Here is a 12804-nt window from a genome sequence, read left to right on the forward strand (position 1 = left end):
AGACGGTGACCTTCGCGCCCGCTGCCTATTCGAGCCTGACCCTCGCCAACCCGCGGATCTGGTGGCCGTACCAGCTCGGCGCGCAGCCGCTCTACACCCTCACGACCTCGGTGTCGCAGGGCTCGACGTCGCTGAACTCGACCACTGAGACCTTCGGCATCCGCACCGTCACCTCGTACCTCACCGGCGCCTCGACCGCCGCGCCGGACGGCGTGCGCGCCTTCAAGGTCGACAACGTGCCGATCGTGATCCGCGGCGGCGGCTGGGACCCCGACCTGTTCCTGCGCTACGACCCGGCCGACACCGCGCGGCAGATCGGCCTGCTCAAGGCCATGGGCGTCAACACGATCCGGCTCGAAGGGCACCTGATGCCGGACGACTGGTACCGCCAGATGGACGCCGCCGGCATCCTGGTCAACGCCGGATATCAGTGCTGCGACTTCTGGGAGTCCACCAGCTACACCAGCGCTCAGAACGCGAACTACCAGCTCACCGCACAGACTGTTGGCGAGAGCCTGCGCAACCACCCCTCCGTGTTCAGCTTCCAGTGGAGCGACAACGCGCCGACCGCCAACCAGGAGTCGCTGGCGCTCAAGGGCTTCACCGCGGCCGACTACTCAGGCCCCTTCATCTCCTCCGCCGAGTACAACAGCAGCCCGCAGCTCGGCACCTCCGGAGAGAAGGAGGGCCCGTACGACTGGGTCCCGCCGAACTACTGGTACGACACCAGCCACTACGACAGCGGCGACTCGACGCTGACCAACGCCGGCGGCTCCTGGGGCTACGACAGCGAGCAGAGCTCGGGCAACACCGTCCCGACCCTCGACTCGATCAACCGCTTCCTGTCGTCCTCCGACAAGTCAGCCCTCTGGCAGAAGCCGAGCGCCAACCAGTACCACGACAACTACGAGGGCACCAAGCACACCGGCTACGCCTTCGGCACCCTCTACAACCTCGACACCGCGATCACCGATCGCTACGGCGCCTGGTCCGGCCTGGACCAGTACGTCGAAGAGGCGCAGGTGCAGAACTACGAGGACACGCGCGCGCAGTTCGAGGCCTTCATCGACCACTCCACCAACTCCATCGCGCCGTCCACGGGCACGATCTACTGGCAGCTGAACAAGGGCTGGCCAACGCTGCTCTGGTCGCTCTACAACAACGACTACGACCAGGCCGGCGCGTACTTCGGTGCCCAGACCGCCAACCGGTCGCTGCACGCGATCTACGCGCTCGACAAGGGCACCGTCACGCTGGACAACCTCAGCGGCACGAGCCAGACGGGCGTCACCGTCGAAGCCAAGGTCTACAACACCGCTGGCGCGCTGCTCGACGACCAGACCTCCGGCAGCCTGACGCTGGCCTCCCAGCAGGTGAAGAACTCCGTGCTCAAGCCGAGTGTGCCCACCGCCTCGGGCACCGTCTTCTTCGTCGAGCTGCTGGTCCGGCGCGGCGGCGCGGTCGTGGACCGCAATGTCTACTGGGAGTCGACCACGCCGGACGCGGTCAACTGGTCCAAGACCATCGGCAACCCACAGGCCACCATGTCGCAGTACGCGAACCTCAAGGCTCTGCAGAACCTGGCGCAGGCCTCGATCACCGCGACCGCGACCTCCTCGGCCGTGCCGGGCCCGGCCGGCTCCGACCGGCAGGTCACCGTGACGATCACCAACAACTCGAACAAACCCACGGTCGCGTTCTTCCTGCGCGCTGATGTGCGCCGGGGTACCGCGTCAGGCGCGGAGCTGTCCGGGGACAACGAGTTGCAGACCTCGATCTGGAGCGGCAACGACATCACGCTCTGGCCTGGCGAGTCCGAGACCCTGACCGCGAGTTACAGCTCTGTGGACTTAAACGGATCTTCACCTGTGATCAGCGTCTCAGGCTGGAACGTGCCGAAGCTGGACATCCCGGTGTCCTGACCCTATAGGATTCGAAACAGGGTTCTGCGAATCCTCCTCTGAGCCGGTTCTAGTGGGTGGAGCCGGGAGGTGAGGGCGGGGCGGTAGGCACTCGCGGCCTACCGCCCCGCCCGTCTCTGCGCCGGTCGCCCATGACCACTTTCGACACGGCGCCACATTTCACACAGGGCCTAGCCGGCGTTCCAGACCTCGAACGCCCGTTCCCGCGCCGCGGTCACCGCGGTGGCGATCGCTCCGCGCAGCACCGCGTCCCCGCCGAGCTGCGAAGGCACCAGGCCCGGACGCAGCGGGGTGATCCGGTGCAGCGCCGCGCGCAGCGGCTCCAGCAGCAGATCCGCGTTGTCGCCGATGCCGCCGCCGAGCACCACCAGCGCCGGGTCGATCACCGCGGCCACCGCGGCGACCGCGTGCGCCAGCCGCTCGGCCTCAAGGCCGACGACCGCCAGTGCGCGCTCGTCCCCGGCGCGTGCCGCGTCGAAGACCTCCTTCGCGGAGCCGACTTCCGTCAGCCCGCTCGCCCGCGCCAGCGCGAGAACCGCCTCGCCGGCCGCCGCGTCTTCGAGCATCCCGCGCGTCGGGGCGTCGCCTGCGGAGCTACCCGCGCCGCCATCGGTCCCGTTCGCGCCGCCGGCCGCGTCGGCCGCGCCGTACGTGCCGTCCGTGCCGTCCGTGCCCCACGGCAGGTAGCCGACCTCACCGGCGGCTCCGTGCGCACCGAGAAACAGCTTTCCGCCGGCCACGATCCCCGCGCCGATGCCGGTCCCGACGAGCAAGTACACGAACAGCTCGCAACCTTGCCCCGCACCCACCGAATACTCACCGAGCGCGGCGAGGTTCGCGTCGTTGACCACCTCGAGGCCGGTTCCCAGCTCGCGCTGCAGCAGGTCGGTCGCGCCCTGCCGTCCCCACCCGGGCAGATTCTCGGCGTAGCGGACCGAATGCGTCGCGCTGTCCGTCACGCCCGGGCTGCCGACCACCGTGTGCAGCACACTGGACCACTCCAGGCCCGCCTGCGCGGCGACCCGCCTGGCCAGCGCTGCGGCGGTGGCGACCAGCGAGTCCGCGTCATCCGCCTGGTTGCGTTCCTCGCCGCGGCCGAGCACCACGCCGTCGAGGTCGGTCACCGCTGCGCGGATCCAGCTGCGCCCGATGTCGATGCCCATCGCGTACCCGGCCGTCGGATCGGCCTCGTAGAGCACCGGCGAGCGGCCCCGGCCCGCGTTGGCCACCTTCCCCACCTCACGCACCAGGCCGGCTCGCTCAAGCCGGCCGAGCGCGGTCGAGACCGTGGGCTTGGACAGGCCGGTGATGCGGGCGAGCTCGGCTCGTGAGGTGGCCCCGTCGGCACGCAGCCTGCCGAGCAGCAGCCGCTCGTTGTTCACGCGCAGAACGGTCCGATTCCACGCCGACTCTTCGGCCACCGCTGCTCCTCTCGCCGGCTGTGTTCGTCTCCGGATGCGCTGGACACGAGCCTAGCTGGAGTGCGGCCGGTAGATGGTGCGCCGCGATGGCGGATCAGCCCTGGTCGGAAGGGCTCGACGCGGGGGCGTAGACCTGGATCACGCCGCCCTGCTCGCGCACCGGCAGCCGGGGGAGCGCGGGCAGCGGGCCGCTGGACTGGCGGGGATGGGTGAGGTTCACTCCGGCGACGGTGAAGGTCGCGCCGTGACAGGGGCAGGAGAGCTTGTCGCGCGCGGCGGCGAGATCGAGCCGGCAGCCCTGGTGGGTGCAGATCCCTGAGACGGCCTGCACCCGCCCCGACGCCCGGCGAAGGAAGCCGGTGACCGCGCCCAAATCGAAGGGCCGCACCTCACCCTCGGCCAGATCGGTGGACGCGGCGACGTCACGCCAGACGCCCACGGTAGGCGTCAGTTCGCCCGGGGCCGGCTGCTGCTGCGGTCCCGGCTGCCCGGGCCGGCCGTTCTGATCCGCGCCGCTCGCGATCACCACCATCCGATCCGCGCCGACCCCGGCCGCCGCTCCGGCCGCGGTCAGCGCACCGGCCGTGAGAAACCGGCGCCGTGCCGGAGTGCGCCAGGCCGGCGCGGCGGCCTCCGTCCCCTGCTCGGCGCGCTCCTGCTCGGCGAGCCGGTCACGTAGCTGCTCGACGAATGCCGGACGCGGGCCGTGCGCGTCCGGGGCCGCGCCCATCAGGTCGATCGCGGTGCGCATCACGGCCAATTCGTCCTGGGTCGGGGCGAACGGCTTGGGGCGGCGCCGGCGCAGCAGCCGGTTAACGTAGCGGTCCACCGGGTGCCTCATGACGCCTCCCCTTCCTTCTGCTCTCTGTCCTTTTGTTCTCTGTCCTTTTGTTCTTTGTCGAGGCCCGCGGCCGCCCGCAGGGCTCGATGCTGCAACACCTTCGCGTTCGCGATCGAGACGCCGAGCTCGGTGGCGGCCTGCCGGATCGAGTAGCCGCGCAGGAACCGCAGCACCAGGATCTGCCGCTGCCGTTCGGGCAGAGCACGCAGAATACGCGCCGCGCGCTCCTGGGCCGGACCGTTCGCGGTCTCGTCGGCCGGGGCGGAGCCCGTGTAGTCCTCGAGGTCGGTGGTTTCCAGGTCGATCTCGGTGACTTGATGTCCGAGCGTGCGCCGCCAGTGCTCGGCCAGCACCGTGCGCGCGGTCGCGGTCAGGTACGCCCGCACCTGCCCTACCCCCGCTGTGGTGCGCAGCGGTCCGAACGCGGTCAGGAACACCTGTGAGGTGAGGTCCTCGGCGTCGGGACGGTTGCCGACCTTCGCGAACATCAGCCGGTAGATGCGCCCGACGTTGTCGGCGTAGATCGCGTCCCAGTCCGGGTAGACAGCGCCCGGAAGCCTCGTCGGCGCCTCGTCAGGCCAGGCCGCGCGCACGCCTAGCCTCAGCGACTGAGCCATGCGGCGTCCGATCACGATTCATGCTAGAGCGCCGTTCACGCCCGCCTGTTCCTTTCCGCACCGATCCTCTTCTGCGTCCAAGTAGAGATACGGAAGCGGGTTACATCGCGCTGACCTGCGCTGTAACCCGGCCCCGTATCCCCTTTGCGTGAACACTCATCTGCATCGCAAACCGCTCCTGGGCGCGCTGCTCGTGGCTGCCGCGCTCACGCTGGCCGCCTGCTCAAGCCCGTCACACCCGGCGGCCGCGTCCGGCTCGGCCACGGCCCTCAGCCCGGGTGGCGGCCAGACGGCGCTGGCCGGCCAGCCGGGCTCCACGAGCACCGGGGCCGTCCCGGCGCCCACCGATTCCGCGATGGCGGGCATGCCGGGCATGACGATGAGCGCGGGCGCCGGCCAGGCCCCGGCCGCGGGCGGCGCGCCGGTGGCGGCAAACACGGTCACGATCAAGAACTTCGCGTTCGCCCCCGCCGCGATCACCGTCAAGGCCGGCACCAAGGTGACCTGGACGAATCAGGACTCGGACGCGCACACGGTCACCAGCCAGCACAACAGCGGTCCGCTGAACTCCACCGCGCTGAGCACCGGCCAGTCGTACTCGTACACCTTCACCAAGCCCGGCACGTACAGCTACCTGTGCACCATCCACCCGTTCATGACCGCGACAGTGACGGTGACGCCATGACCGCCGAGCCCAGCGGCTCCGCGGAGCCCAGCGGCTCCGCCGAACCGGCCGCGTCCGCTCCCGACCCGGCGTCCGCCCCTGGGCCGGCGGGCATGACTCGCCGCCAACTCGCCAGGCACGCCGGCTGGTTCGGCGCGGCGGTCGTGCTCAGCGTCAGCGGCGGCGAGGTGATCAGCCACATCGCCCACGACCGGGACAGTGCCGCCGCGGCCGCCAGCGCCGCCGACGCCAACGCGCTGCGGTTCGTTCAGGTCTCCGACAGCCACATCGGCTTCGCCGGTCCAGCCAACACCGACGTGACAGGGTCCTTCGACCGCGCGATCTACCAGATCAACACCCTTGGTTTCCGGCCGCACTTCGTGATGCACACCGGCGATCTGACGCACCTGTCCACACCTGCGCAGTTCGACCAGGTCAAGCAGATGATGAGCGGCATGCGCACCGAGCGCGTGTTCACCGTTCCCGGAGAGCACGACTCGGTCGATGATCAAGGCCGCGCCTATCGACAGGCTTTCGGCGCCGACACGGTCGGCGACGGCTGGTACAGCTTCGACACGCACGGCGTGCACTTCATCGCGCTCGTCAACACCCTGAGCTTGGAGAAGCTGGGCCACCTCGGGCAAGACCAGATCGACTTCGTACGCAAGGACGTCGCCGGTCTTTCCTCGGACACGCCCATCGTGCTCTTCAGCCACATCCCGCTGTTCGCCATGTATCCGAAGTGGGGCTGGAGCACCGACGACGCGCTCCAGGTTCTCAACCTTCTGCGGCGCTTCGCCTCAGTCACGGCGCTCAACGGGCATGTGCACCAGCTGTTCACGCGCGTGGAAGGCAATGTGACCTTCCATTCGGCGACCACGACCGCCTACCCGCTGCCGAAGCCGGGTAAGGCTCCCGCGCCTACTCCGCAAGTCCTGCCCGCCGGGAAGCTACAGGACGCGCTAGGGATCCGCACGGTCAAGTACCGACAGGGCGACACGAGCCTGGCGATCACCGATCAGAGGCTCGCATGACCGACGTGAGGGCAGACCCGATCCGATCCGTGCCGCGCGCAGCAGCCGACGTGCCGACACGCATCTTGCAGACAGCCGCGGCTGTCACGCTCACGATCAGCGGTTACATCCACGCGCAGCTCTACCTTGACGGTTACCGGTTCATTCACGCCATCGGCGTGATGTTCCTGATCCAGGCGGCGGCCTCGTTCGCGCTCGCCACGCTGCTGCTGGCGGCCTCGCTCCTGCCCGCGCCCGCGCTGATCCACGTGGCGGCGGCCGGCGCGGCCCTCGGCGCGCTCGGCGGATTCGCGGCCTCGCGCACCGTCGGCGTGTTCGGATTCACGGAGCACGGGTTCCAGCCGGCGCCCCAGGCGCTCATCAGTGTTCTGGCGGAGGTGGCCACCGTGCTGATTCTCGCGCTGGTCATCACCCGTCTGCTTCGGCGACACGGCGGCCTCAGTACACTGCTACGCGGTGTCCTCGGCAGCTGACCGCGGCTCCTTATGGGCGAGCAGGAACGCTTGCCGGGCCGTTTCCGTGCCCTCCCGCTCGCGCACCATCTGCGCCCGCAGACTCAATCCGGCCCGCTCCAGCAGCTCAATGACGAGCTGCGGGGAGCGGCGCAGGAAGGTCAGCCCGACCGGCTCGCCGCTCATGCCGAAGTCCGCCGAGGTCACGTGCCGCGGCTCGGCGTCGGCCTGGAAGGCGAGCAGCGCGTGGCCGCCGGGAGTCAGCACTCGGTTGAACTCGGCGAAGACGTCCGGCAACCGCTCGTCCGGGGTGTGGATGGTCGAGTACCAGGCGACCAGGCCGCCCAGCGAAGCGTCTTCGATCTCGAGAGACAACATCGAACCCTGATCGAACCGCAGGGCCGGATACGTGCCCCGGGCCAGCGCGATCATCTCCGAGGAAAGATCGATTCCGAACACCGGTACGCCGAGCGTGTGCAGCAGTCCGCTCGTGTCGCCGGGACCGCAGCCGATATCGGCGACCGGACCGCCTTGCGCGCGTACCAACTCGGCGAAGGCGTTGAGGAACGCGCGCTCCAGCGGCCTGGTCGCGAACGGATCGCGAAATCGCTTGGCGTAGTCCGTTGCGACGGTGTCATAGAAGGCGCGCGTGGTGCGCACGAAGTCCGGTTCGATCACGGTCGAGGACCGTACTCGCGGCCACCGACAATCGGCGGTCGCCGAGAGTTTGGCGCACTCCCGACACTTGCCCGCCGCGCGGGCCGCTCACCCCATTGACGCCCCCTGCGAAGCCTCATATCGTGACCGCGTTCACCAGCCTAATCAGAATTCACATTCGTGAATCTGCTGCCAGGGTCGAGGTTTCGCCATGCCCAGACGGCAAGTGCACCACCGCACGGTCGGTCTGCTCGCAGCGTCGTTCGTCGCGGCGGCCGCCGTGGTCCCCATGCCCACGGCGTACGCCGCGGCCCCCGCCGTGGTCACCATCGCCCAGACCACGACCGGCACCGCGCTCACCGCCGGCTCGCTCGGCCTCTCCTACGAGGCCTCCGATCTCGCGCTGCCCGCGTTCACCTCCGGGAACCTCGCCAGCTATCTCAAGACCCTGGGTTCCTCGGTGCTGCGGATCGGCGGCAACACCGTCGACCAGACCTTCTGGACCTCGACCGGCGAGACCGCGCCCTCCTGGTCCATCGCCACCATCACCCCCGCCGACCTGACCGCGCTGAACACCCTCGCGAAGGCCAGCGGCTGGAAGGTGATCCTCGGCGTCAACATGAAGCACTACGACCCGGCCCGGGCCGCCGACGAAGCCGCCCACGCCGCCGCCGCGCTCGGCTCCTCCCTGCAGGCCGTCGAGATCGGCAACGAGCCGGACCTGTACTCCCAGTACAAAGGCAACACCGCGCAGTACTTCACCGACTTCCAGGCCTACGTCTCGACGATCACCAAGGCCGTACCCGGCGTCCGGATCGAGGGCTCGGACGCGGCCGGCTCGCCCACCGGCACGTTCCAGACCGCCTTCGTCAACGCCGAAAGCAGGCTCTCACATCCCAACGTCATCGAGCTGACCAGCCACTACTACCCGCTGAGCGATTGCAGCAGCACGAGCAATCCGACGATCGCACAGCTGCTCGGCACCACCGTGCGCAACAACGAGACCGCGGCGGCCGACGGCGCGGTCAGCCAGGCGAAGAAGCTGAACCTCCCGGCCGTGTTCGACGAGGGCAACTCCGTGGTCTGCGAAGGCATGCCGGGCGTCAGCGACGTCTACGCCTCCGCGCTGTGGGAGATCGACGAACAGCTCGACTTCGCGCGGGAAGGAGTATCAGGGGACTACATGCACGGCACGGTCCTGCAGTGCGACACCGGCAAGCCGCTGTTCATGTACTACACGCCGCTGTGCGCCCCGACTGCCGCCGACGCGAACACCGGTACCCTCGCCGCGCAGCCCGAGTATTACGGTCTCGCGGCAGTGCACGAGATCGGCACCGGCAGCTTCCTCAATGTGACCGACCCGGCCTGGGCCACCGTGCGCGCCTACGCGGTCAAGCACGCCGACGGCACCATGACCGTGGTGCTCGACAACGTGACCGACCCCGCGACCACCGGCGCGACAACGCTCCAGCTCGATCTCGGCGCGACCTTCACCTCCGGTAGCCGCGTCAACCTCACCGCGAGCGCCCTGACCGCAAAAACCGGCATCACCCTCGGCGGCCAGACCGTCCAGTCGAACGGCACTCTGCCCGCGCCGACCGCGACCCCCGTCTCCGTGAACGGCAGCACCCTGACGGTCTCGGTCCCGGCCGGCAGCGCCGCGCTCATCACCCTCAGCGGTCAGAGCGGCGGCGGAGGAACGAGCACCACGCTGGTCGGCGGCCTTTCCGGCAAGTGCCTGAGCGTGACCGGCGGTGCGACGGCGGACGGCTCTGCCGCGGATATCTCCACGTGCGACGGCAGCGCGAGTCAGAACTGGACCCTCGGTACGAACGGCACGATCGTCGGCGGCCTTTCCGGCAAGTGCCTCGAAGTCGCGGGCAGCTCCACGGCCGACCGCGCCCCCGTCGACATCGCGAGCTGCAACGGTGGCGCCAACCAGCAGTGGACGGTGCACAGCGGCGGCACGATCGTCGGCGCGCAGTCCGGTAAGTGCCTAAGTGTCCTCGGCGCCTCCACCGCCGACGGCGCGACCGCCGACATCTACACCTGCAACGGCAGTCCCAGCGAGAACTGGGCAGAGGGCTGACGCAGCTCTGAGCGCTGACAAGCTCAGTGAGCCGACGAGGTCTACGGGCTGACGCTGCTCTGAGCTGACTCTAAGGTTCGCCGACGGGAGCTTGAAGGCCGCGCGAGTGAACTGGCGGGAGACGACGCGATCGGAGTCGTCTCCCGCACTCGTTCACCCAAGGAGCCCGATCTCATGCACACCCGTCTGATGCACTCCCGATGGCGCATGATCGCCGCGAGTACCGCCGTCGCGCTGATCACCGGTGCGGCTGGCGCGGCCGCCGCGACCTCGGGATCGAGCCCGTCGCCGTCCGCCTCGTCCAGCGGCCCGGTCGCCAAGCCCTCGCCCACCGGATCGGGCACGCCCGGCAAGCCGGCGGACTGGCTCACCCAGCTCGCCGCGAGCCTGCACGTCGATCCGCAGCGCCTCATCGCCGCGATCACCGACGCCAAGCAGACCATGGGACAGCTCGGCGCCGGGCCGACGGACGCCCGCGTCGTCGCCGTCGTCGCGCACGATCTGGGCGTGAGCACCCACGAGGCCGCCGCCGTGCTCACCGACGTGTTCGGCACCAACGGCCCAGGCAACCCCGGCGTGAAGTCCCCGGGGCCGTCCGACCCGCGGATCGTTAGCGCCCTCGCCGGCATCCTGCACGTCAGTCAGGCGCGCGCTGCCCAGGTGTTCGACCAGCTCAAGCACATTCAGGACAGTCCGCGTGGCCAGGGCATCGACCCGAACGACCCGCGGTTCCGCGCCATCGCCGCGAGCCTGCACATCACGACCGATCAGCTCAGCCAGGACCTGATGACGCTCAAGCAGGACCTGCGCGCATCGATGCCGACATCCACCGCGTCACCCAACTCCTAATATCGGGACCCGGACACCGAGAGGTGACCCACATGTCCGAGACGCGTACCGGTCGAGCGCAGCGCTCCGCCCGACCGGTACGCGGTCGCGCCGACCGGGGCCACAATGACGCCATGCAGGTGTTGGTGGTCGATGACGACGAGGCGGTGCGCCGGGCGCTCGCCCACGCGCTGCGCCGCGACGGTTACCAAGTGGCCGAGGCCACGGACGGCGCGGGCGCGCTGCGTCACACCGCCGCCGACCGCTACCAGGCGATCGTCCTCGACGTGCTCATGCCCGAGCCGAACGGCCTGGAAGTGTGCCGGATCCTGCGCGAGCGCGGCGATGAGACCCCGATCCTCATGCTCACCGCCCGCGACCTGGTCGCCGACCGGGTGGCCGGGCTCGACGCCGGCGCGGACGACTACCTCGTCAAGCCCTTCGCCCTGGACGAGCTGCGCGCCCGCCTCCGGGCCCTGCTGCGCCGCAGCGGGCAGGCCCGCGAGGTGCTCGCCTTCGCAGACCTCGAACTCGATCTGGCCGAGTGCCGGGCCCGGCGCGGCGACCGGCTGCTCTCGCTCACCCGTACCGAATACGCGCTGCTGGAGCTGTTTCTGCGCAATCCGCGCCGGGTGCTCAGCCGCACCGCGATCTTCCAGGCGGTCTGGGGCTACGACTTCGGCCCAGGCTCCAACGCGCTCTGGGTCTATATCAGCTATCTGCGCACGAAGCTGGAGGCCGGAGGCGAGGCACGGTTGATCCAAACCGTGCGCGGCCTCGGCTACGTGCTACGCGAGGAGCCGTGACCGACGAATGCGCCAGCGTCCCCGCCTGCCCCTGCTTCCGCCGCGGAGCCTGCGCGCCCGCGTCACCCTCGCCGGCGGCCTGGCGGTGTTCGTGGCGCTGCTGGCCGCCGCGCTGGTGCTGTACCCGGCCGCCGACCGCGACTTGCACGACCAGCTCGACACCTCGCTGATCAGCACCGCGACCACCTCGCCGAAGTTCGCGCAGCAACTCAAGGAGCAGCTAGGCAGCTCAGGAGGCACGCTCGCCTCCGCGGCGCCGCTCAAAGTCGGCGACGTGCTGATCCAGTTCGTCGACGGAACCCAGGCCGCAGGCACGCCCACGCCCTTCGTGCCTGTCAGCGACGCGGACACCAAACTCGCGCTCGGCGACGCACCCGCCTACTTCACCACCATCAAGTACCAGGGCACTGATTACCGGCTCTACACCTCGGTCTACAGCGCGAGGGCGGGCATGCTGCTGCGGGTCGCGAAGCCGCAGAGTGACGCGCTGGCGCCCTTGTCGCGCCTGCGTGACCTGCTCATCGGGCTCGTGCTCGGCGGAGCCCTCGCCGCGGCCTTCGCGACCCGGCTACTCGCCGGCAGGGTCCTGCGACCGGTCGGCGCCCTGACCGACACAGTCGAGCATGTCGCGCGTACCCAGGACCTCTCCACGCGCGTGGACGTCAGCGGCCAGGACGAGATCGGCCGGCTGGGCCGTTCCTTCACCGCGATGATGTCGGCCCTTGACGGCTCGATCCAGCAGCAGCGCCGGCTGGTCGCCGACGCCTCCCACGAGCTGCGCACCCCGCTGACCAGCCTCACCACGAACCTTGAGCTACTGGCCGAACCGGGCGGCTTGGCCGATCCGCAGGCCGCGCAGCTGCTCGCCGCCGCCCGTGAGCAGAGCGGTGAACTCAAAGCGCTGATCAACGACCTCGTGGACCTCGCCCGCTACGGCGAGGCCGAGGCCCACTACGAGGATCTGCGGCTCGACCTGATCGCCGCCGAGCTCGTCGCCCGCGCGGCCAAGCGCGCACCCGGGCTGAAATTCGCGACAGACCTCGCGCCCTGCCTGATCACCGCCGATCCGGACGCGATCGAGCGCGCCCTGGGCAACCTGCTCGACAACGCTGTCAAATGGAGCCCGTCCGACGCCACCGTCCGCGTCGTGGTAGGAACGTCGCCGTCCCCTGACGGCGCCGCTCCCGATCGCGCGTGGTTCTCCGTGGCGGACGAAGGACCCGGCATCCCCGAAGCCGACCTGCCGCACATCTTCGACCGCTTCTATCGGTCCACCGAGGCTCGCGCGAAGCCGGGCTCCGGCCTCGGCCTCTCGATCGTCCGCCAGATCGCCGACGCTCACGGCGGCGAGGTCGGCGCTTATTCGCGTGATCCCGGACCCGGCACCGAGTTCCGCTTCATCATCCCGGCCGCGCGCTAGAGGATCGTTCGAAAGCGCTCGACGATCCCCGATGCCCGGACGTGAGTGGCCGG

Annotated in this window: 11 protein-coding genes and 1 pseudogene; 8 read left to right on the plus strand and 4 right to left on the minus strand. The window is 69.7% G+C overall.

The features are described 5' to 3' along the window. Positions 1 to 1922: pseudogene (locus VFA06_RS01195) on the plus strand (beta-mannosidase); the annotation flags it as partial. A gap of 170 nt (positions 1923 to 2092) precedes the next feature. Here VFA06_RS01195 and VFA06_RS01200 read toward each other — a convergent pair. The 3 genes from VFA06_RS01200 to VFA06_RS01210 form a co-directional block, all read right to left on the minus strand. Beyond that, positions 2093 to 3343: an ROK family transcriptional regulator gene (locus VFA06_RS01200; protein ID WP_324838448.1), complete on the minus strand. Its 1251-nt coding sequence runs from the start codon at positions 3341 to 3343 to the stop codon at positions 2093 to 2095. A gap of 94 nt (positions 3344 to 3437) precedes the next feature. Next, positions 3438 to 4172, minus strand: a complete 735-nt coding sequence (locus VFA06_RS01205) for a Rieske (2Fe-2S) protein (RefSeq protein ID WP_324838449.1) — start codon at positions 4170 to 4172, stop codon at positions 3438 to 3440. An 8-nt stretch (positions 4173 to 4180) separates the two neighbouring features. Then, a complete protein-coding gene (locus VFA06_RS01210) occupies positions 4181 to 4801 on the minus strand; it encodes an RNA polymerase sigma factor (RefSeq protein ID WP_324838450.1) in 621 nt (206 codons plus the stop codon). Between the two features lie 148 nt (positions 4802 to 4949). On the opposite strand from VFA06_RS01210, the gene VFA06_RS01215 reads away from it, so the two are divergent. From VFA06_RS01215 to VFA06_RS01225, 3 genes are all read left to right on the plus strand, one after another. Next, a complete protein-coding gene (locus VFA06_RS01215; protein ID WP_324838451.1) occupies positions 4950 to 5486 on the plus strand; it encodes a cupredoxin family copper-binding protein in 537 nt (178 codons plus the stop codon). 92 nt (positions 5487 to 5578) lie between these two features. Then, entirely contained in the window at positions 5579 to 6499 is a 921-nt protein-coding gene (locus tag VFA06_RS01220; RefSeq protein ID WP_349260006.1) for a metallophosphoesterase family protein, read from the plus strand. A gap of 50 nt (positions 6500 to 6549) precedes the next feature. After that, a complete protein-coding gene (locus VFA06_RS01225) occupies positions 6550 to 6972 on the plus strand; it encodes a hypothetical protein (RefSeq protein ID WP_324838453.1) in 423 nt (140 codons plus the stop codon). On the opposite strand, the gene VFA06_RS01230 is transcribed toward VFA06_RS01225, so the two are convergent. Further along, positions 6949 to 7629, minus strand: coding sequence for a class I SAM-dependent methyltransferase (locus VFA06_RS01230; protein WP_324838454.1), 681 nt, complete (start codon positions 7627 to 7629; stop codon positions 6949 to 6951). The genes VFA06_RS01225 and VFA06_RS01230 overlap by 24 nt on opposite strands. A 190-nt stretch (positions 7630 to 7819) precedes the next feature. On the opposite strand from VFA06_RS01230, the gene VFA06_RS01235 reads away from it, so the two are divergent. The 4 genes from VFA06_RS01235 (at position 7820) to VFA06_RS01250 (ending at position 12751) form a co-directional block, all read left to right on the plus strand. After that, positions 7820 to 9697 carry a glycosyl hydrolase family protein gene (locus VFA06_RS01235; RefSeq protein ID WP_324838455.1) on the plus strand — a complete coding sequence of 626 codons (1878 nt, stop codon included), beginning with the start codon at positions 7820 to 7822 and terminating at the stop codon, positions 9695 to 9697. A gap of 174 nt (positions 9698 to 9871) precedes the next feature. Beyond that, complete coding sequence (locus VFA06_RS01240) at positions 9872 to 10546, plus strand: hypothetical protein (RefSeq protein WP_324838456.1); 675 nt, start codon at positions 9872 to 9874, stop codon at positions 10544 to 10546. Positions 10547 to 10659: 113 nt separating this feature from the next. After that, on the plus strand, positions 10660 to 11331 hold the full coding sequence (locus tag VFA06_RS01245) for a response regulator transcription factor (protein WP_324838457.1): 672 nt from the start codon (positions 10660 to 10662) through the stop codon (positions 11329 to 11331). Between the two features lie 7 nt (positions 11332 to 11338). Beyond that, positions 11339 to 12751, plus strand: a complete 1413-nt coding sequence (locus VFA06_RS01250; protein WP_324838458.1) for a HAMP domain-containing sensor histidine kinase — start codon at positions 11339 to 11341, stop codon at positions 12749 to 12751. Positions 12752 to 12804 lie beyond the last annotated feature (53 nt).

The sequence above is a fragment of the Actinocrinis sp. genome, from assembly GCF_035653575.1.
Lineage (GTDB): Bacteria > Actinomycetota > Actinomycetes > Streptomycetales > Catenulisporaceae > Actinocrinis.